The organism is Nitrobacter sp. TKz-YC01 (assembly GCF_047824785.1).
GTDB lineage: Bacteria > Pseudomonadota > Alphaproteobacteria > Rhizobiales > Xanthobacteraceae > Nitrobacter.
The window spans coordinates 3,836,643-3,857,125 of the sequence record NZ_CP181167.1 but is presented as its reverse complement, the minus strand read 5'-3'; the positions used below and the strand labels follow the sequence as shown (position 1 = coordinate 3,857,125).

At 62.8% G+C, this 20,483-nt stretch carries 15 protein-coding genes; 9 read left to right on the top strand and 6 right to left on the bottom strand.

The annotated features are described in order from the left end of the window. Positions 1-132 precede the first annotated feature (132 nt). The 5 genes from ACMYR2_RS18310 to ACMYR2_RS18290 form a co-directional block, all read right to left on the bottom strand. Complete coding sequence (locus tag ACMYR2_RS18310; protein ID WP_416193439.1) at positions 133-2,184, bottom strand: TonB-dependent receptor; 2,052 nt, start codon at positions 2,182-2,184, stop codon at positions 133-135. A 261-nt stretch (positions 2,185-2,445) separates the two neighbouring features. Next, entirely contained in the window at positions 2,446-3,342 is an 897-nt protein-coding gene (locus ACMYR2_RS18305; protein ID WP_347263536.1) for an ABC transporter substrate-binding protein, read from the bottom strand. A 5-nt stretch (positions 3,343-3,347) separates the two neighbouring features. Then, positions 3,348-4,130, bottom strand: coding sequence for an ABC transporter ATP-binding protein (locus tag ACMYR2_RS18300; RefSeq protein WP_416193438.1), 783 nt, complete (start codon positions 4,128-4,130; stop codon positions 3,348-3,350). Beyond that, complete coding sequence (locus tag ACMYR2_RS18295) at positions 4,127-5,152, bottom strand: iron ABC transporter permease (RefSeq protein WP_347263538.1); 1,026 nt, start codon at positions 5,150-5,152, stop codon at positions 4,127-4,129. Before ACMYR2_RS18295 ends, ACMYR2_RS18300 begins: the two co-directional genes overlap by 4 nt. A 74-nt stretch (positions 5,153-5,226) precedes the next feature. Further along, positions 5,227-5,535, bottom strand: a complete 309-nt coding sequence (locus ACMYR2_RS18290; RefSeq protein ID WP_347263534.1) for a hypothetical protein — start codon at positions 5,533-5,535, stop codon at positions 5,227-5,229. A 556-nt stretch (positions 5,536-6,091) separates the two neighbouring features. On the opposite strand from ACMYR2_RS18290, the gene ACMYR2_RS18285 reads away from it, so the two are divergent. The 7 genes from ACMYR2_RS18285 to ACMYR2_RS18255 all read left to right on the top strand — a co-directional run bounded on the left by ACMYR2_RS18285 (position 6,092) and on the right by ACMYR2_RS18255 (position 16,234). Continuing rightward, the gene (locus tag ACMYR2_RS18285; RefSeq protein WP_041345712.1) at positions 6,092-6,595 is read left to right on the top strand and encodes an RNA polymerase sigma factor; all 504 of its coding nucleotides are present in this window, start codon (positions 6,092-6,094) and stop codon (positions 6,593-6,595) included. A gap of 117 nt (positions 6,596-6,712) precedes the next feature. Further along, positions 6,713-7,645: a FecR family protein gene (locus ACMYR2_RS18280; RefSeq protein WP_347263533.1), complete on the top strand. Its 933-nt coding sequence runs from the start codon at positions 6,713-6,715 to the stop codon at positions 7,643-7,645. A gap of 102 nt (positions 7,646-7,747) precedes the next feature. Next, positions 7,748-10,312 (top strand): TonB-dependent siderophore receptor, encoded by a 2,565-nt coding sequence (locus ACMYR2_RS18275; protein ID WP_416193437.1) that lies wholly within the window; start codon positions 7,748-7,750, stop codon positions 10,310-10,312. Between the two features lie 378 nt (positions 10,313-10,690). Continuing rightward, the gene (locus ACMYR2_RS18270) at positions 10,691-11,728 is read left to right on the top strand and encodes an alpha/beta hydrolase (RefSeq protein WP_347263531.1); all 1,038 of its coding nucleotides are present in this window, start codon (positions 10,691-10,693) and stop codon (positions 11,726-11,728) included. 460 nt (positions 11,729-12,188) lie between these two features. Next, entirely contained in the window at positions 12,189-12,449 is a 261-nt protein-coding gene (locus ACMYR2_RS18265) for a hypothetical protein (protein ID WP_416193436.1), read from the top strand. Positions 12,450-12,746: 297 nt separating this feature from the next. Further along, positions 12,747-15,194 carry an adenylate/guanylate cyclase domain-containing protein gene (locus ACMYR2_RS18260; protein WP_347263529.1) on the top strand — a complete coding sequence of 816 codons (2,448 nt, stop codon included), beginning with the start codon at positions 12,747-12,749 and terminating at the stop codon, positions 15,192-15,194. A 134-nt stretch (positions 15,195-15,328) separates the two neighbouring features. After that, positions 15,329-16,234 (top strand): efflux RND transporter periplasmic adaptor subunit, encoded by a 906-nt coding sequence (locus ACMYR2_RS18255; RefSeq protein ID WP_347263528.1) that lies wholly within the window; start codon positions 15,329-15,331, stop codon positions 16,232-16,234. A gap of 170 nt (positions 16,235-16,404) precedes the next feature. Here the strand turns inward: ACMYR2_RS18255 and ACMYR2_RS18250 are convergent, their stop codons facing one another. Continuing rightward, complete coding sequence (locus ACMYR2_RS18250; protein ID WP_347263527.1) at positions 16,405-17,292, bottom strand: caspase family protein; 888 nt, start codon at positions 17,290-17,292, stop codon at positions 16,405-16,407. A gap of 543 nt (positions 17,293-17,835) precedes the next feature. On the opposite strand from ACMYR2_RS18250, the gene ACMYR2_RS18245 reads away from it, so the two are divergent. Both ACMYR2_RS18245 and ACMYR2_RS18240 read left to right on the top strand, forming a co-directional pair. After that, positions 17,836-19,566 carry a hypothetical protein gene (locus tag ACMYR2_RS18245; RefSeq protein WP_347263526.1) on the top strand — a complete coding sequence of 577 codons (1,731 nt, stop codon included), beginning with the start codon at positions 17,836-17,838 and terminating at the stop codon, positions 19,564-19,566. A 221-nt stretch (positions 19,567-19,787) separates the two neighbouring features. Further along, positions 19,788-20,399 carry a pyridoxamine 5'-phosphate oxidase family protein gene (locus tag ACMYR2_RS18240; protein WP_347263537.1) on the top strand — a complete coding sequence of 204 codons (612 nt, stop codon included), beginning with the start codon at positions 19,788-19,790 and terminating at the stop codon, positions 20,397-20,399. Positions 20,400-20,483: the final 84 nt, after the last annotated feature.

Sequence of the window (20,483 nt, the reverse complement as noted above, 5' to 3'; positions counted from 1 at the left end):
GCGCTCCAATGCAGTCAGACTCTCATGTCACAATGGGTACGTAAAGTACAATACTAGGCTTACAGTCCTAGTTTCGTCGCCGCGTGAAGATGCCGAATCCGGCCTTGCGCGCTGCCCGGGACGCGGTGGCCACTAGAATTTGACGGACGCGAATAAGCGAATGTTGCGTCCCGGCTGCAAGACCTCGTCCTTCTTGTACGATTGATGGAAACGAATGCTGTCGTTCAGCAGATTCTCTCCCCTCAGGCCGATCGTCAGTTCCGTCGGGAATGTCGGATTCGGCAGTTTCGCCATATAGCTCAGCTCCGCGTTGAGCAGATTGTATCCGGGAGTGGGAGTCTCGAATGCGCCCAGATTGTTCTGGGCAAACGCGTGCAGGAGGTTGATGCGCGCGCTCCAGCTCGGATCGCGGTAGAACAGTCCGCCGCCGAGGCGATAGGGCGGTATCTTGGGTACGTAGCCGCCATCCGCGAATGTGGCGCGGACGATATCGTATTGCGCCTCCACGCCCCATATTCCATCCCACAGACGCGCCACGTCATGTTCGAGCTGGAATTCGCCTCCCATGAAGGTGGCGTCGCGCTGCGAATAGATGATCTGATCGAAGCTTGCGCCCGGCGCACCGCATGTTGCAAAGCTGTCGTTGCACATCAGCCCTGTAAAATTCTTGTAGATGAAGTTTCCAAATCTTGTGTAGTGGGCGGAGATCTCGAAGCGCGTATCTCCGCGCCCACGCTTCAGCCCGATCTCAAGCGTGTCGGCCTTTTCCAGCGTCATCGTCGGGTCGCCGATCTCGAATGTTCGCGGCGTGTCGTGCGGTCCCTTGTAGAAAAGTTCGACAGGGTCCGGAGCACGCTCGACATGCTGCGCCGTGACGCGCGCAACCATGCCATATGGCAGGTCGTACAGCAGTCCGGCGCTTGCGCTGACAGGCAGGAAGCTGCGATTGACCGCGAAGAGGCTTGGCTGGTCGGGTGGCGGAAGATACGACGATGGAAAGCTCGCGCCGGTGCCGGCAATGGCGGTGCGTTCCATTCGAACCGCGCCTTGCATGCGCAAGGCGGGCATGAGCTGCAGTTCTTCGAAGATGAATGCCGCGAGGTTCTCCGCGCGCGCCGGGGACAGCAGTTCCTCTTGCGCGCCTTTAACCGAGAGTTGGCGGCGTCCCCATTGGAAGCCTGCCGCACCCGTCAATTCGCCGAATGCCGTACTGAACGGCAGATGCGACACCTCCACGCGTGATTCGAGTTCTCTATTCCGGAACGTGGAGCCGACATTGGTCGCCGCGCCCAGGCCGTCGATCTCGTCGTGCTTGTAGTCGGTAAACCCGAGCCAGTAACGAAGTGTATCGATCCCGCTTTCGCCGAGCCGCCATTCGCCCCGGCTGCTCCATTTCGACTGACGCAGGTCGATATGGTTCTTTTCGCGGGCGGAATCGATGCCGGGAATAAAGTATGTCGTTGCCGTGCTCTGGTAGGACACGCCGACGAAGCCATCCTTGAAAATATGGGAGCCGCCGATACCATATCCTTGCGACGCGTAGCTCGAATTTTCCTGGATCCCGCCCGGAATGCGATAGTCACCAGCGGTTCGCTTGAAGGTGTCGACATGGAGAGCGAAATTGCCGCCTCCGGTATCGAGCAGCAGCGCGCCATCCTTGCCGCCGCTGACGCTGTTCAAACCACCACGTGTCTCGAACGCAACTCCGTTCGGCGGAATCACCGTTGGAATGCGTCCGTTATTGGCGCTGACCACGCCGCCGATCGCCTGCGAGCCATAGCGCAATGTGCCCGGACCCCGGATAACCTCGACGCGGCCGGCAACAAGCGGGTCGATGGTGACAGCGTGATCTTCTCCAAGATTGCCCATGTCATGAGAGCCGATCCCGTTCTCCTGTGTTCGCACGCGGAAGCCGCCGAGTCCGCGAATGACGGGGCGGCTGGCAACCGGTGAAAAGGTGGTGGATGAGACGCCCGGCGTCGTGCTCAGCGCGTCGCCCAGCGAGGCGGCGCCCCTGGTCAGCCCCTGCTGGGAGGTCATGACGGATACCGACGTAAACGACGATGCCGCGGCAATGGACTGAGAGGTCGCCCCTTGGTAGCCCGTCTCGTCGCTGTTCGGCGCTGTCTGTATCGGGTTCGGGGATGTGACGACCACTTCCGGAAGATCGATTGTCTGCGCCACGGCAGCGCTTGAAAAGACCATCACGCACGTCTGCAACAACCACCTGGAGAATCTCACACTCATCACCTTAGATCGCGAATAGGTCGCAATTGCATTACTAAAGTTGCGAATGCTTCGCAAGAGCGAAAGATGCGATATCGCGAGAACTCCGCGGGGTGTGCGCGCCGGTCCTGCCGCTTTGGGATGCGGTGTCACGATGAGGGGTGCAGAAAACCGGCGTCCACTTTGTGCTGCCGCGGCCCTTCGGGCCGGGATCATGCTCTAAAGGTCACCGATGCGCATAAGTTCCGCGACCAGCCGCTCCAATGCATCGGCAAGCATTGGCCCGCCGCACACCGTGAGATCTTCAGGAACAATGATCCGCCGCGACGGCGGATACACTTCTTCCAGCGCGGGGTGCAAGAGCAGCGCGCTGCCCTGGTCCTCGGCGATAGGGCTGCCGTCCGATATCAGGATGAGATCCGGCCGGGCGGCAACGATGGTTTCGAGCTTGGCGAATCCGCCGTACCGAATGCCAAGTCGGGATGCCGCGTTCGATAGCCCGGCGACCGAGAGCAATGCGCTGGCGAGGCTGTCTGCGCCGGACACCCAACCGCGTCGCGACAGCGCCAGTACCTGATAGCGCTTGCGCGCCGTTGCCTTCCTCGCGCGGGCGATCGCGGCGTCGAGCCGCGCGATCTGCATCTGCGCGCGATCCGGATGCCGGACGAGATCGCCCATCCGGCGAATCTGGTCTTTCACGTCATCGATCGATTTCGCGACATCGAACTCGGCCACGCGCATGCCCTGCTGCTTCAACAGCTGCCGTGTCGCATGTTTGGTATAAGGGGTGGCGACGACAACGTCGGGTCCGAGCATCAGCACGTCCTCGGCCTCGCCGGAGAGCCGCCGATAGTTCTTCGCCTCGTCCGCGGCGTGGGAGCGAGCGGCATCGCGCGAGTAAGGGCTGAGGCCGACGATCTGTGCGGGGTCGGCGAGCGCCATCAGAAGCTGATCGGTGCATAGATTGATCGAAGCGACGCGCGGCGGATCGGCAGCGCGCGCGGGCGCGACGATCGCGATGGCGAAGCCTATGACGGCGGCAAGATCGACGCTTCGTGCGGCGATACCCGCGCGGATCGCGTTGCGAAAGAGATGCGGCCGCGAAAGCCACGACATCGCGATCACACCTCAGCCCACGGCACCAGAACGATTTCGCGTTCATGGTCGGCGCGATAGGTTCTGATGCGAAAGACCTCCGCCATGACCGCTTCCGACAGCGCGCCGGCGGGCGGTCCCTGCGACACCAGACGCCCCTCCGACATCACCAGAACAATATCGGCGAAACGCGCCGCGAGTCCGAGATCGTGCGTCACCACGACAACCAGCGTTCCGTTGTCGGCGGTTGCCCGCAGCTTGACAAGCACCTCGATCTGATAGCGCGGATCGAGCGATGCGGTCGGCTCGTCAGCCAGAAGCACCGGCGCTTCCACCGCCAGCACCCGCGCCAGCGCGACCCGGCTGCGCTCGCCGCCCGATAGTTCCGTCACGCGGCGATCGCTCAGATTCAGCACGTCGGCCATCCGCATCGCCCGCGCCACGGCGTCGGCATCATGGCCGGTCAGCCTTCCGGGATCGTATGCGCCGTGCGGGTAACGTCCGAGTGCCACGACATCCCTGGTCGGCAGCGGCCAATGCACCTGGTGACCCTGCGGAAGATAGGCGAAGCGGCGCGCGCGTTCCCGAAGGCTGAGCGATGACAGCGCGTCGCCGCGGATCTCGATCCTGCCTTCGGACGGCAGCAGTCCCGCCAGCGCCCGGAGCAACGTGGTCTTGCCGGCGCCGTTCGGCCCGACCAGCGCGACAAGGCGCCGGCTCGGCAGCGCCAGCGAGATGTCGTTCAGGACAAGCCTCTTTCCGAGATGCACGGACAGCGACGACGCGACGAGAACAGCATCCTCGCTCATGCCACCCCTCCACCCAGCGCCCGTCGCTCGCGCACGATCAAATAGAGGAAGAACGGCACGCCGATCAACGCGGTCAGGACGCCGACCTTGATGTCCGAGGTCGAAGGAATGACACGCACCGCGATATCAGCCGCGAGCAGGAGCACCGCGCCGGTCAGCGCGCTCGGCACCAGCAGCCGTGACGGGTCGTAGCCGATCAGAGGGCGCATCAGGTGCGGGGCGACCAGCCCGATGAAGCCGATGGCGCCGGCCACCGCGACCGCGCCGCCAATACCAAGCGCAACGCCGAGGATCGTCCACAGCCGAAGCCGGCCGACATTGACTCCAAGGCTGAGCGCGGCTTCTTCACCGAGACTGAGCGTGCGAAACGCATGACGCTGGCTCATCAGCGCCACGGCGCCCGCGGCGATGAACGGCAGCGCCAGCGCCACATGCCGAAAGCTGCGGTCTTCCAGCGACCCCAGCAGCCAGAATGCAATCTCCAGCGCGGCGAAAGGGTTGCTTGAAAGGTTCATGGTCAGCGACGTCGCGGCGCCGGCAAGAGCGGAGATCGCCAGCCCGGCGAGGATCAGGATCAAGAGGCTGGTATCACGCCCCGCGATCACGAGCAGCACGAACACTGACGTAAACGCAGCCAGGATCGCCGCCACCGGCAAGGCGAAGGAATGGATATCAGCCCATCCCAGCGCGATCAGCAGCACCGCGCCGAACGCGGCTGCCTGCGGCGCGCCGAACAACGACGGCGACGCCAGGGGATTGCGCACCAGTCCCTGCAGGGCGGCGCCCGATAAACCGAGAATCCCGCCGATGGCGATCGCAAGGATCGCGCGCGGCAGGCGGATCTCCAGCACGATGATCCGCTGGACGTCGCCGCCGCCGCCAAGCAAGACATGGAGGATCGTAGCCGGTGACAGCGCCACGGGTCCGATCCCCAGCGACACCAGCGTCAAGGCCGCGACACCCGCGCACAACGCCAGCGTCACGATCGCGCGCTGGCGGCCGGCGACGGGCGCGATCACCATGTGACGTTGAAAGCCGGACAAACCGCAGGTCCGGCCTGTCCGGCGGCGCACTTCAGAGAACCCATGACGCCCCCTTAATTTCCTGACCGGCCGTCCTTCTGACCCGCTGAGAGATAGCGGGGCAGCTCCCGCTCGAATTCAGGGAAGTAGCGGGGAATCACGGAAATGTCGAAGCGAGCGAGGATCGACTCCTTGGGCTCACGGTCGAGCAGGAAGCGAAAGGCGGCCTCGATGCAGCGCTCTGGCGTGTGCTTGCCGGCGGTCAGTTGCTGGCTCTCGGCTTCAGACATGGTAACGCGGTGGCGAGTCTCGCCCTTTCCTTCGCGCACCACGACCTCGAAATCGAGGGGGCTGCCGCCGCCCACCCGCTGAACCTCGATCATCGTCTGCCCCTGTCCCGGAGACCGCTGTCCGTCTCCGCTTCATTATTCTGGTATCGTGCTGGATCCATTGGCCGTATCCATCCGCCTTGAATCCAGGATCTGAATCCAGGAGATGATGCCGAACCGATGGAACTCTCGCAAAAGGCTAAATACTAAATAGCGAGATTGGCTGGTATCATTCGATAAATCAGCGGAATCTGTTTCCGCGATTTTCGCTCGCTATTCCCACTTCGAGATTGAACCTCGTTGTATCAACAAAACACGACAGGAAGAGGGGTCGTGCCGACGAGGGCGGCTGTGCGCCGTTTCGGCCGTTTCGCGCTTTCCCGCTCGTCGATTTCAGCAGCTCGAACGTTCGTCTGATCGAGTTATCCGGTGACGTGACAAGGGTCTGCGTAAAACCCTGCGGGCGGGCGCGACACTGTCGAGGTCCATCAGCTTAGAATCAATCCAGACAATTGATATTGCAGGGGAATTGTTGATTCGATAAAGCCGGGCCTATGATCACGGAAACCAGCGTGCAAACCTTGCGTGATCCAGGGGTAGGGCTCAACCCGTGACGTTCGATGTCCATGATCTTTTCCGGCGACACAGCAAGGAGCTGACCCGCTTCCTGCGCCGGCGCGTGCCGTCCGCGGACGTGGCCGCGGATCTGACCCAGGAGGCGTTTCTCGCGCTCTGGGCGGCGCGCTCCCGCACGTCCATCGCCGATGGTCATGCCTATCTGTTTCGCACGGCGACCAATCTGGCGATCAACCATAATCGCCGCCAGCGTATCCTGTCTTTCGTCGATGATCCCGACACCGCGCTTGCGACGCTCGCGGACGAGACCCCGTCGGCCGAGCAGGTTCTGTTGTCTCGGCAGGAACTGATGATCGTTTACGCGACGCTGAAGGAATTCCCGCCGGCCCATCGCGCGGTTTTCATTCTGTCACGCATCGACGGCCGGACGTTCGCCGAGATCGGCCGGATGCTCGACATCCAGCCCAGGACGGCGTTCGGCCATATGGTGCGCATCCTCGCCCGGATGAAACTGCGGCTCGACGAGGCGCGGCGTTAATTCGCCTGGAAAATTCGCCTCTCCCGATTGTCATATAAGAGGACGAGCAGGCGTAACTTCCGGCTGTCTGCGCCGCCCGGGAGATTTGTTTGCATGGAACGTGGGGCAGATAGTCAGATGACTGACGATCCCGATCATGTCCGGATTGTCGAGGAGGCGGCCGTCTGGTTCGCCACGATGCACGACGGCAAGCCTTCCGCTGCCGACACGAAGGCGTTGAAGGCGTGGCTCGCGGCCGATCCGCGCCACGTCAGGGCCTATGCGGATATCGACAGGCTGTGGACCGGCGCGATCGAGCTTCCGGGCATGAAGGACCGCCACCGCGCCGCGCGGAAGGCCATGACGCGCCGCAGGTTCGGCGAGGCGGTGGTCGTCGGCGCTGTCGGTCTCGGGGCGTGGCGATATCTGGCGAGCCACCCGTTTGCCGACTACCGGACCGCGACCGGCGAGCGGCGCACCGTGAATCTCGCCGACGGATCGACCGTCGATCTCGCAGCCGAAACGAAGCTTTCAGTGGCTTTCACGCGCGAGCGGCGGGGCCTCACGCTTCATGAAGGCGAGGCCTTTTTCACGGTTGCGAAAGACGCGGGGCGACCGTTTGTCGTCGAGGCGGGTGAAGGGCGCACCACCGCGCTCGGCACGGCGTTCGGTGTTGATTATCGGGACGACAGCGCGACCGTGATCGTGACCGACAGCACTGTGGATGTCGCGCTCGGCGACGAGTCCGCCCGGGTTTCCGCCGGCTCGCTGGTCACCTATGACAGCCGCCATATCGGAGAACTCCGGCGGTCGGAAACCGGCACCGAGCTCGCGTGGCGGGAAGGGCGGCTGGTCTTCACGCAGGCGCCTCTCGGACAAGCCGTGCAGGCGCTCAACCGCTGGCGCTCGGGGCGCATTGTGGTCATGAGCAACTCGCTCGCGCAGCGCCCCATTACGCTTATCGTCAACCTCAACCGTACCGAGACGATCGTGGCGCAACTCGCCGAGGCGGTGCCGATCCGGATTGTTGCCGCCACGCCATACCTGACCCTGTTGTTTGAGGCTGGCTGATTTTTTTGCATCACGCCGCAAAATTCCAGCGCCTCGATTTGTCTGACTCTGTAACCGCGCTCCGGCGTCTCTGCCGGGGCCTGTGTATGGGGGCTTGAAGGGATGAAAAGCGGGGCAGGCAAGGGGCTAATCACGGAAGCATGGGCGGGCGCGTCGAACGGGTGTGCCATTATGCTGCTGCTATCGACGGCCCTGACCACAGGCATGGTCGGCGTCGCGAACGCGCAGACGCCGGGATCGAACGCGCCCGTCGCGGCCCCGGCGTCGCGTAGTGCAAGTTATAGCTTCTCCATTCCTCCCCAGCCGCTTGCCGGCGCGATCTCGGCTTTCTCCCGTGTCACCGGCATCGATGTTGTCGGCGACGGCGGCATCGGGCGCGGCGTCGGCTCGCCCGGCGTATCCGGCAATCTCACGCCCCATCAGGCGCTGACCCGCCTTCTGGCGGGAACGGGCCTCAGCTATCGTTTCACCAATGCCTCGACCGTCGCCATCCAGCGGCCGAACGCGGACGGCGGCGCCGGCGCGGCGCCAGCCGGGGCGATCGCGCTCGACACCATCGATGTGCAAGGCGCGACGTCGAGCGATCCCGGCAGGACCGAAGGCACCGGCTCCTACACGACCAGCGTGGCGTCGTTCGGCAAGAATCAAACGCTAAAAGAAACGCCGCAGACGGTCTCGGTCATCACGCGCCAGCGCATTCAGGATCAGGGGATGACGACGATGGAGCATGCGCTGGAACGCACACCCGGCATCACCGTCACTCCAGTCAACACTACTGATTCAATTATATACTCCAGAGGTTTCCCCGTCACAAATATTCAGATCGACGGCAACAGCCCGATAGTTGCGGGTGGCGTCATAGGTCAAGGCTTTACCACATCGCAGTTTGACCTTGCCATGTTCGATCGCGTCGAGGTTCTGCGTGGCTCCGACGCGCTCTACGGCACCTCGGGTGCACCGGGCGGCGCCGTCAATCTTGTGCGCAAGAAACCGACCAAACAGTTCCAAATGAACGCGCTGCTCCATGGCGGAAGCTGGAACAACTATCGCGGCGAACTGGACGTCGCCGGCTCACTCAACGAGAACGGCGCCGTTCGCGGGCGCTTTGTGGGGACCTATCAGGATCAGAATTTTTTCTACAATCACGGCACGAGCAACAGATACCTGCTTTATGGCGTCATCGAAGCAGACATCACCGACAGTACCATGCTCACCTTCGGCGCCAACGTCATACGCCAGGATCAGGCCGGATTCTTCCGTGGGCTTCCACGCTATGCGAACGGTGACGACCTCGGCCTGCCGCGCAGCTTTTCCCTCAACCGGCCCGAGGATCGCTGGCTGCTCAACAACAACACGATGTTCGTCCGCCTCGATCAGGAGCTCGCGCCCAACTGGACCCTGGGCGTCGAGGCGTCGCGCTCGATCAACACGATTTTTCGCAGGGACTTAACGTGGCAGGGTGGGATCAATCCAGCCACAGGCATGGGCCTGACCGGCTATGATTGGGAAAACGAGTACAGCGCACCGCAAGACACGCTCGACGCCGTGCTGAAAGGATCGTTCCACCTGCTGGGCAGAGAGCACAAGCTGACCTTGGGGACGAACATCAATAACCTAAATATGCGTCAACTTGGTCGAAAAAACCCGAATATGTGGGGAGGGTCCATGCGTACCAGCATCTTCGAGTACAACCCAGCCGACTATCCCGCCGAACCCTACATCCCTAATTCTGATAGCGGTTACAAAATCTTACAAAAAGGCGTGTATGGATCATTCGTCGCTCAAGTTGCGGACCCCTTGAAGTTGATTTTCGGAGGGCGGTTGAGTTGGTACAAGTACAGCTATGACGCCAGTTTTCTTGACCCGTCGGGCGCTGTCACCTCCACATCTTTAACAGCATACGAAGATAATAAGATTTTCACGCCTTATCTCGGCATGGTTTACGACCTGTCCAGTCAATGGTCGGCCTATGCCAGCTTCGCCGAAACCTATCAGCCGCAGGCTTTTAACCTCAGGGGACCTCTGCCCGGCACCCCGCTTGGCCCTATCACAGGGCGCACCTATGAGGCCGGGATCAAAGGCAGTCTGCTCGACGGGCGCTTGAACACAACGTTTGCGCTATATCATATCAAGCGTAACGGCGAGGGGGTGCGGGATTTCGCCTATCCGGCTACTCCGGGCGATCTGGGCACAAATTGCTGCTGGCTCGGCGACGGACGCATCGTCAGCCAGGGCGTGGATGTCGAGGTCAGCGGACAGATCGCCGCCGGCTGGCAGGTTCAGGCCGGCTACACCTTCAACGACAATGAGAACATAGCGGGCGGCGGTCGCTACAGCGCGGTCACGCCCAAGCACCTGTTCAAATTGTGGACGACCTATGATCTTCAAGGACCGCTTGAGGGCTTCAAGATCGGCGGCGGCGTGACCGCGCAAAGCTCATTCTACCAGACCGGGACATTCGCGGGAAATCCCTTCAGGATAACCGAGCCGGGCCGCGCGGTGGTCGATCTGTTCGCGCAATACCGCCTCGATGAGCACTGGACCTTGGCTCTCAACGTCAACAACCTGTTCGACAGGACATATTATCAGGCCATAGGCGCTTTCTACCTCGGAAATTTCTACGGCGCGCCACGTAATTTCCTGCTGAGCGCGCGGGCGAGATTCTAGGCGGAGGCTTCTCTGAAAGAATCGGGGAGGATACTAAAGGCGCGTGCGCACCGTGCTCGGCACCGTGAGCTATCGCTGGTAGCTCGTTTGCTGACGAAATGAGTTCTGGTGGAATCGTCATGGCAGCCTCCACCCGACCCTCCCCACTTGCGGGGAGGGATAAAGGGAGGGGCGTGGATGCCCGTGACAGGCACGGCCCATGACGGGTATGCGCGGCACGATTCAACTTGAACGGATCGCGCACTTGGAGTCTTTCCGCTTCTGAGGAATCAGACGCGCGGCTCGGGGAACCGGCGGCCGCTCGCCGCGGTTTCCTCATGTCCGCATTCTCGCCGCGATTGCCGTGCACCACGCTCCCATCGTGGGGACACCTGCACCTTGCCGCATCATATTCACCAGCCGCCACTCGCCTGCCGCCGCGCCGTTTTGCGCGCGCTCGCGGGCGCGGCCTGCACACTGACTCTCGGCGCGTCCGTCGGCGGCTGCACCAGCGCGGCTCTCTCTTCCGGCGGCGCGACCTTCGATGCCGCCGAACTCACCGCCAATCCGACGCTTCTGGTCGCCACCACACGCAAGCCGGTGAACGGCGCGCGCGCCAAGCCCTGGTATGGGTCCGAGCGAGCCGCGCGGCTGAACATCGCGCGCGCCAGGCTGACGCCGCCAAGCGAGGGACGGTTCTCGCTCAGCGCCGTCGGGCTGGGCGATTGGCGGCTGGATGCGATCGAGCCGACCAGCCAGATCGGCGACCTCTACGCCGAGCCGGGCGGAACCCGTGACGTGCTGATCTACGTCCACGGCTTCAACCAGACTTTTGAAAGCGCGGCGCTCGACGCCGCCCGGATCTCCGAAGGCATCCGCTTTCGCGGCGAAACCATGGTGTTCTCCTGGCCATCGAAGGCGAGCCTGCTCGACTACGGCTACGACCGGGAGAGCGCGATGTGGTCGCGCGACGCGCTCGATCAGGTCGTGACCGGTCTGATGGCCAGCCCTATCACCGGCCGCATTCACATCGTCGCGCATTCGGTCGGCACCATGCTGACGATGGAGGCGCTGCGCCAGATCTGCGCGCGGCAGCCGGCGGCAGGCGACCGCATCGGGGCCGTCATTTTCGCCTCCCCCGACATCGACCTCGATGTCTTCACCTCCTCGGTCGCGCGCGTCGGTCCGCTCGCGAGGAAGATCACGGTCGTCACCGCGACAAACGACCGCGCATTGGCTCTCTCGGGCTTCCTGGCCGGCGGCGTCAAACGCGTCGGCGCCGCCGAAAAAGCCAGACTTGAGCAACTTGGGCTGCGCGTCATCGACGCCTCCGCGCAGGGATGGGGCATTATCAACCACGACCTGTTCCTGTCCAACGCAAAGGTGCGTCAGGTGATCCGACGCTCCATCGACGGACAGCCGGTCGACGGGGCCTGAAGGCGCGCAATCCTGACCGCTTGCGACAGCGCATGAACATCGTCGCCGGGCGATAGCGGCTTGCGGCCTTTCGAAGCTCGTGAGTTCATGGCATCCGAACCGGAGACGAAGGCGGTTAAGTCAAGAGCTTTACGTTGAAGAGCTCGCGCCATAGCGTTTTCGAGCGAAGCGGAATCCGGTTCGCGTGAAGAAAACGCGTCAGAACATAAAGACTCTGTCGATCACTTCATCATTCATCCGATCTATAAGTCGACGAGTTGACACTCTGCATGCGGAATGCGCAGGGGTGCTTTGACGCGAGCGTGGGAAGTCAATCAGGCGATGTCTAGTAAGATATACATTCCCTTCGACGGAAGAAAACTCGCTGGAAGGCTGGCGGCTTGCGTCATGAATCGTCGTTCGGGCGGTTGTTCGTCCGGAGGATCGATGCATGGGGAAGGGAAGTCAGGAAGAAAAGAAAATGATGACAGATGCCGATAAGGTAGAGTTCGGGAATCGCCTTGCAAAACTTGTCGCCGATAAGCATTGGACCGATGTGGAGTTTGCCCGCGAAGCATCGAAGCGGTTTCGCGGTCCCCATGATTTCCGCCGCTGCGATATTTCGCTCTACATGCGCGGAATCCGGTTTCCGGATCCTTCACGCCTGAAGGCGATCTGTGAAACGCTTGGCGTCGAGGAAAAGGCGCTGAAGGCCGAAGCTCACGCCGGCGTCAGGCACTAGGATCGCGCTCGCTTCTGATTGAATCAGAAGCGAAGCTCTTGAGTGTTGTTCTGAGACGTTTTCTTTCCGCGAACCGCGCCCATCCCGGATCAACCCGGAGGACATGCTTCGCTCGATCGTGTTATAGCCTGAATGACGACCCCGCTTCGGCGGGGTTTTTCTTTGCCCCCATTCGCCGGACCCGGCCGGAGCGAGATTCCGGCTCGCCGCGTCATGGCGGAATTGTGCTAAAGATCACCGGCTGCCGCGACGAAGGGGAGGGACGGCTCCAAGATCGGCCGCCGAGCGGAGACATGGATGAACGGGGCAGAGAACAACAGCCGATCACCTCGCAGGGGGCTTTTCGTCAAGTACGTCATGTCGCTTGTCGGCCTGGTGGTGTTCGTCCTCGCCGTCAACGGCGCGCTCGAGATCTGGATCAGCTACAATCAGACCAAAACCGCGCTTGTTCAGGCGATGTCGGAGAAGGCCGATGCGGCGGCGCACCGCATCTCGCAGGCGATGGTTGATCTGGAGCGTCAGGTCAGCTGGGTCACGCGCGCCAGCGTCGTCACGGTCGAGCAACGACGCGCCGATTACGCCGAATTGCTGAACCAGGTCCCGGCCGTCGATCGTATCTTTCAGCTCGACGGATCGGGCCGCGAGCAACTCCGTTTGTCTCGCCGCTCCGTCCTGGTCGGCAGCGGGGCCGATTTCTCCCGCGACGTGAGGTTCACCCGGACCATAGCGCGAGGCATGACATACGCGCCGGTGTTCTTTCGCGATCGGCAGCCCTTCATGTCGATCGCCGTCGCTCATGCGGGACGGGACGCGGGCGCGTCGGTGGCGGAAATCGATCTTCGCTTTCTGTCCGGATATGTCGAGGATGCGCAGGGCGGCAAGGCGGGATCCGCCTACGTCGTGGACGCGAACGGCATCCTGCTCGCCTCGTCCGACAAGACGCTCCATCCCGGCGAGAATCTTTCTTTACGGCCGCAGCTTGCGTCCTTGCTGAATGCCGGGCACGCGTCGTCGGCGTCGGGAACGAACAATCAAGGTCAGGCGGTGCTGACGGCGTCGAGCCCGGTCTCCACGCTTCGCTGGTTCGTGGTGCTTGAACAACCCGCAAGTCTCGCGCTCGCGCCGATCCGCGATCTCTTGATACGCATCGGAATTCTTGTCGCGTTCGGTCTTGTGGTCGCGATCATCGCCGGCATGCTGCTGGCGCGCCGAATGCTGGTCCCGATCCAGGCGCTCAGCGGCGGTGCTCGGCGCCTCGGTGCTGGCGACTTCGGGCATCGCATCGACATCAAGACCGGCGATGAGCTTGAGCAGCTCGCGGAGCGGTTCAACAGCATGGCCGGGCAGCTTCAGGAGACCTATTCGGACCTCGAGCTCAAGGTCAGGGAACGCACGCGCGATCTGGCGCAGTCCGTGAACGAGCTCAAGGTGCTCGAGGAAGTCGGCCGCGCTGTCGTGTCGTCGCTGGACCTCGAGGCGGTGCTCTCGACCGTCGCCGCCCGCGCCCTGGAGATCACGAAAGCGGACGCCGTGCTGATCTACGGTTTCGATGCCGGCAGCCGGCGTTTCGATCTTGTCGAGGCCAGCGGCATCGAGAAATCGGCGGCCGGCGACCACCTCGTCATCGGCTCGGACGACAGCCTGCTGGGCGCGGCCGCGGCGAACGGCCAGCCGATCGCGATTGAGGATCTCGCATCGGCGGAGGCGAATCCGCTCAACGAGGTCGCCGCCTCGGCCGGCTTCCGTTCCGTTCTGGTGGTCCCGCTCGTGGACCAGCAGGGCGTTCTTGGATCGCTCATCATGCTGCGACGGAGCGCGGGTGCGTTCTCGCCGAACCTGGTCGGGCTGATGCAGACGTTCGCCCACCAGGCGGCGTTGGCGATGCGCAATGCAAGACTGTTTCATGAGGTCGATCGAAAGGGTAAGGAGCTCGCCATTGCGCACGGCGTCGTCCAGCAGCAAGCCGACAAGCTCCAGGAGCAGACCTATCGGCTGCTCAACTGGAACAGGTCGCTTGAGGAGCGGGTCGAGGCGCAGCTCGGGGAGATTGAACGGATCCGGAGGCTGGAGCGTTTCCTCGCGCCGCAGGTCGCGCAAATCGTCGCCTCTTCCGACGGACAGAACTCGCTGCTCGACAGCCATCGCGGCGAAGTGACGGTGGTGTTCTGCGATCTGCGCGGTTTCACGGCCTTCACCGAAAGCTCCGAACCGGAAGAGGCGATGAACGTGCTGCGGGAATATCACGCGGCGCTCGGTGAACTCATCTTCAAGTACGAAGGCACGCTGGACCGTTACGCGGGGGACGGCGTGATGGTTTTGTTCAACGCTCCGGTCCCGGTTCCGGATCACACTCCACGCGCCATCAGGATGGCGGTCGAAATGCGCGATGCCGTCGGCTTGTTGTCGCAGAAATGGCGAAGCCGGGGTCACAGTCTAGGCTTCAGCGTCGGGATCGCCGTCGGCTACGCCACGCTGGGCCAGGTCGGATTCGAGCGCCGGCTTGAATATGCGGCGATCGGCAGCGTGACCAATCTCGCCTCGCGCCTTTGCGACGAAGCCAAAGCGGGCCAGATCGTGGTCAATCAGCGCGCCTATGGCGTGGTCGAACACCTCGTCGATGCGGCTGAACTGGCCCCGATGGTCCTGAAAGGCTTCCACCATCCGGTCGCGGCGGTCGAGATTCATCGCTGGCGCGATCACGCCGAGGACGGGTCTGTCCGCTCCCCCGCCGGCCGGACGGCATGAACCATCCTTGCTATAATCCTTGCGTGGCCCTCGATCGTGCCGGTTGTTGAAACGCGATCCTGGCTTGACTATAGCGTTCTCAAGCGAAGCGGATCGCGTTCTCGCCGCGATCTTCCCGGGAAAGAGTCTTGCTGATGTCCAAGAAATGGCTGGGACGGCGCTACATTGCAACGCGGGGTCTCGCGCTCGCCGCTGTATGGGGGACAATCCTCACCGCTCCCGCGGGGGTGTCGGCGGACGAACAGGATATCCCGAACGCCGCCGCCGTCAGCGTCCTGAAAGCCACCACGTTCTGCTTCTCGGCGAGCGTCCAGGTCACGGGGATACTCATCCCGAAGAACGAGACCGCGGTGCGGCCGGAGCGGCCGGGCCTGAAGGTCGCCGAGATCCTAGCGGAGCCGGGACAGAGCGTGACAGCCGGGCAGGCGCTTGCCCGCCTGACGCGTCCCGAAGGTGGAACGACCCAGGTTTCGGCCCCGGTGGCGGGGTTGGTCAGCCGTTCGTCCGCCGAGATCGGAGCGGTGGCGTCGGGCAAGGGTGAGGCGCTGTTCAATATCGTCACCGGCAACGAGTTTGATCTGGTTGGGCAGGTGCCGAGCGGCGACCTTTCGAAGCTCGCGGTCGGTCAGGCCGCTAAAGTCATGGCCGTCGGAGCCAGTGAAATGGACGGCAAGGTTCGGCTGATCGCGCCGACGGTCGAACCGAACAGCCAGCTTGGGCAGGTCTTCATCTCCGTCGATCCCAGCAGGCACCTGTTGGTGAATGCGTTTGGCCGCGCCATCATCAAGACCGGCGAAAGCTGCGGCATTGCGGTGCCGCTGACGGCGATCCTGTATGGGAGCGCGGGCGCGGTGGTTCAGGTGGTCCGGCGCCAGCGGATTGAAACGCGGCACGTCGAGGTCGGATTGCTGTCGGGAGGACAGGTTGAGATCCGGGAGGGGCTGTCCGAAGGCGACGTTGTGGTGGCGCGCGCCGGCGCCCTGCTGCGCGAAGGCGATCCGGTCAGGCCGATCGCCCTGGAAGCGAGCGCGGCCCGTTAGAGCATGATCCCGAAAAGTGGAAACCGGTTTTCGGAAAAGATCATGCTCAAACAAAATAAGCGACGAGTCTAATTCAACGCAGCTGCAACAGACTCTGGTAGAGCATGATCCCGACCCGAAGGGCCGCGCCAGCGCAAAGTGGAAACCGGCTCTCGGATAAGATCATGCGGCTAATCGATAGCTGCCGTATCCTTGCGCGAGGCCACCGCCGCATCAGGCTTGAACGGCACATCCTCAACCAGCGAAGACGACACGGTCGGGACCTGCTTTCCTTCGCTCGCGCGCGAAACCGCTGCGCGCGTCTTGCTGAAAACCTTTTCGGCATCCCTGTCCGGCTGACCGAAACTCTTCAGCATTTCAACCATCAACGGGCTGTATTGTCCGCCTGACTCGTCGACGACCTGTCCCGGCGTCGCCGATGACAGGATCAGCGCGTTATCCGGCGCGTTGATCGGCGCGAGACCGTGTGAGTAGGAGCGGAAGCGCCGCTCATACGGGTTGCGCCGCGAGGCGTCGATCACGGCGAGCTTGACCCTGGCGGCGCGCTCCTTCATCGCCCGCAGGACGGTTTCGATGGAGAGCCCGTCGCGCCGAACGTCGGCTTCCCTCCAGACCCGCGCGTCGACCGGGATCATGTAGCTCTCGCGGCCCGACTGAATGCCGAAACCGCTGAAGAACAGCAGCGCCGTCGTGTCCGGACCGATCTTCGATTGAAGCCGGCGGACCGCGCGATGCATATCCTCCTTGTCGGCGTCCTCGACCATGATGACGTCAAAGCCGTCGCGCCGCAGAACCGCTGCGAATGCCCGGGCATCATTGATGGACTGCTTCAACGGTCGGCTTGCATCGGGATAGTGCCCGTTGCCGATGACCAGCGCGACCCGCGCACGCTTGACCGCGATGCTGCCCGTCGTATCCTCGGCGTCCAGGGCCTTCGCGACCTCCAGACTGCGCTTGTTGAGGGCTGCATGGGCCCCGATCGCCAGCGAGACCATCCCGACGAGGACAGCGGCTAACATGACCGATCGGTGGGAAACGCGAAACTGACCCAACGTCATCCTGATCGATTCCTGGTCCGGTCCGGGAGCGCGACATGAGTTGCGCCATCGTCCGTCTGGTTTGAGAGAGCGCCCGCTTGTCGCGGTCAAATGCGCTGGTTTTGCGGCGCCGCAGCATAAAGACGATTTTGCACCGCTGATGGCCCAATGAGCAACATGAAACCTTTATTTATCGGAAACACAATTGGTTAAGCGTGTGCATGGGAACCCGGGGCGATCTCCGAGGGAGAGTGCGAAAATTGCGGAGAGGGGAGTCGTGCCATTGGGCCGGAGGCCGGCTCAGGTCTGATACGGTGACTTTGACTTTGCACATTGCTCTTTCCCGCAGAGCCTTCATCGCTTCTGATTCAATCAGAAGCGAAGCTCCGGATTGTTGTTTTTGACGCGTTTTCTTCGCGCGAACCGGTATCCACTTCGCTTGAAAACGCTATAATCGTATACGTCTCAACGGCTTGGCTGACCAGGCGTTGAGTGAGACGCCGGAACACGCGCGGGTGGCGCGGGCGGAAAGAAACGACATGCGCGCTGGCGCGGAAAGAAATCATGACTGCTCGCCATCTAGCCGGCGCTGTCTACCGCGCGCTGACCAACCGCAAGGACGGCCCGACACTCTACGACGTGTGCGATCCCGTGCTGTTGCACCATCAGGGCGGCGACGGGCATCTGGCCAAATTCTACAGGACCGCGCTGGCGAACCCGGCGCTGCGCCCGCTGTTGCGGCGCGCCGGCCTGCTGGAACTGCGGGATCAGGCCCGCTTTCAAGAACTACAGGACGCGCTGCGGCAGGCGCGGGATGAAGAGACGCCGGACTGGGCGGCGATCGGCCGGCCGGTGGCGGCGTTGCTGGATACGGTGACTTTGCACCATCCCCGGCCCGGCGCAACGTCCTGGTCCGGGCCGGAGCCGGGCCTTGCCGATATCGAGCGCGTGATCGGGACCTGCGGCGCGCATCTGCTGCAATCGTTCCGAAACAACGGGTTCATCCCCACCTTTGCGGCGTTCAACCTGATCGGCGATCCCGATTTGCGCGGCCGGGATTTTCTCGCCGCCCTCACCGGCCTCGACGCGCGCGGCTACAAGAATTCGACGCTGCTCTTTAACCTGGCGCGGGTCTTCATCGCGCGGTCGCCGGCGCGTGAGGTGATCAACCCGCCGTGGCGCGGCATCGCCGAACCGATGTGGGAGCCGGTGCAGATCCGCCATCGCTCGGCCTATTATGACGCCTTCTTCACCGAGGCGCTGCTGAGTTTTGCCGAAACCGGCCTTGCCACGCCGGCGGAAACCGATGCGATCCGTCATGCGAGCAGTGAGATGGTCGATTTCTGCCTGAAAACCAGCCGCGAGGAGGTGCTCTCGCGCGACGGGAGCCGGGTCAGCGTGATCACGGCGCTGGCGCCCAATCCCCATCCACGATTCAACCGCTTTTTCACGCATATCAAGCAGAACCTCGGCTTCGGCATTTACGTTCCGGACTGCGACACCACGGCCTGTTCGCTTTCGGCCGCGACGCAAGTCGGCTCGAACGATCCGATCCTCGATCAGCCCCTGCTCGATTTTTACGCGGGCTATCAGGTCGGCGGCGGCGCCAACGAGCCGCTCGTGACCGTGCCGCTGAACGACAACATCGATTACGACGGCGGCATCGTCACCTGGATCGACAATCTCGCGGGCGATCGTCCTTACGGCAACGATCTCGATCCCACTCTCAACCTCGATGTTCTCGAGGTCAGCTTCCGCAACTGTTCACGGTGGCGTGTCCTCCAGACGCCGCAGCGCCTGCAAACGGTGCAGCGGATCATCCGCTTCCAGAGACGTCTGGTCGAGAGCGGCGCGTTCACCGATCCAAGGTCCCACATCTATTATCTGCCCGAGCTTTATTGCGCCTATTTCGGACGCTGTTACGCGGCATTCGCGATGCTGCCGTCCGCCACGCGGCAGGCGATCGATCCCGACGACAGTTTCAGCTACATGCGCGCCCGCATCCTTGGCTACGTGCAGGACACGCTGATCGCCGCCGAGATGAACGCGTTTGACGCGGCGCTGGCGCTCATCGCGCTGGGCCATCTCGGCGCGGAGAGGGCGGCTTTCACGCCCGCCCTGAACTGCATCCTCGCTCACGCCGGCGAAGGCGGCCGGCGCGGTCCCTTCAGGGCTTACGAATGGAACAAGATGAAAACGCCGACCCGCATCGTAGTGGGCGGTCCGGAAGTAACCTCCGCCTTCGTGCTGATGGGGCTGGCCCTGGCGCGCAAGGCGATGCAGCGGGCGGCATGATCATGATAGCGGGGCGACCCGGACCTTGGCCTCATTACTCCTGGAGCCGGGGCTTCGGGGTCACGGTTTCCACGGACGCGCGCTCTATAATTTTGATTTGACGCGTTTTCTTCACGCGAACCGGTGTCCGCTTCGCTCGAAAACGCTCTAGCTGTATAGGATGATAACCCGTCCGGGCCCATCCACGGCGGAAAGCGCCGACGCAAGGAGATGAAATCGTGGTGACCGCCATCGAGACGATCGAGCAGCTCGAGGCCATTTATGGCCAGCCCGGCGAGGCGGCGACGATCAAGGTGGCCTACCGGATCACGCCGTCCTATCGCGCGCTGATTGAAAGCTCTCCCTTCGCGATATTGGCGACCTGCGGTGAGGAAGGGCTCGACTGCTCGCCGCGCGGCGATCTGCCGGGCTTCGTTCGCGTTCAGGACGACCTGACGCTGATATTGCCGGATCGGCGCGGCAACAATCGCGTCGATTCGCTACGCAATCTCATCCGCGATCCACGGGCCGCGCTGCTGTTTCTGATTCCGGGATCCGGCACCACCCTGCGCGTCAACGGCCGCGCGCTGGTGTCGGCCGATCCTGAACTGCTGGCATCGTTCGGGGTCGAGGGCAAAGCGCCCCGTTCGGTCATCGTGATGACCGTGCAGGAGATCTACTTCCAGTGCGCGCGCGCCATCATCCGCTCGCACCTCTGGGATCCCTCCAGGCACGTCGACCTCAAGAGCTTGCCGACAGCCGGTGAAATTCTCGCCGAGATGAGCAAGGATCGGGTCGGCGGCGAGGAATATGACAAAGCCTGGCTTGAGCGCGCCCGGCAGACGATGTGGTAAGGCGCTTGCGGAACCGGCGCGCCGTTGCGAAGAGCATTTTGGATCATGGTCCCGCTTCAACTTGATCGGATCATGCTCTGGAGC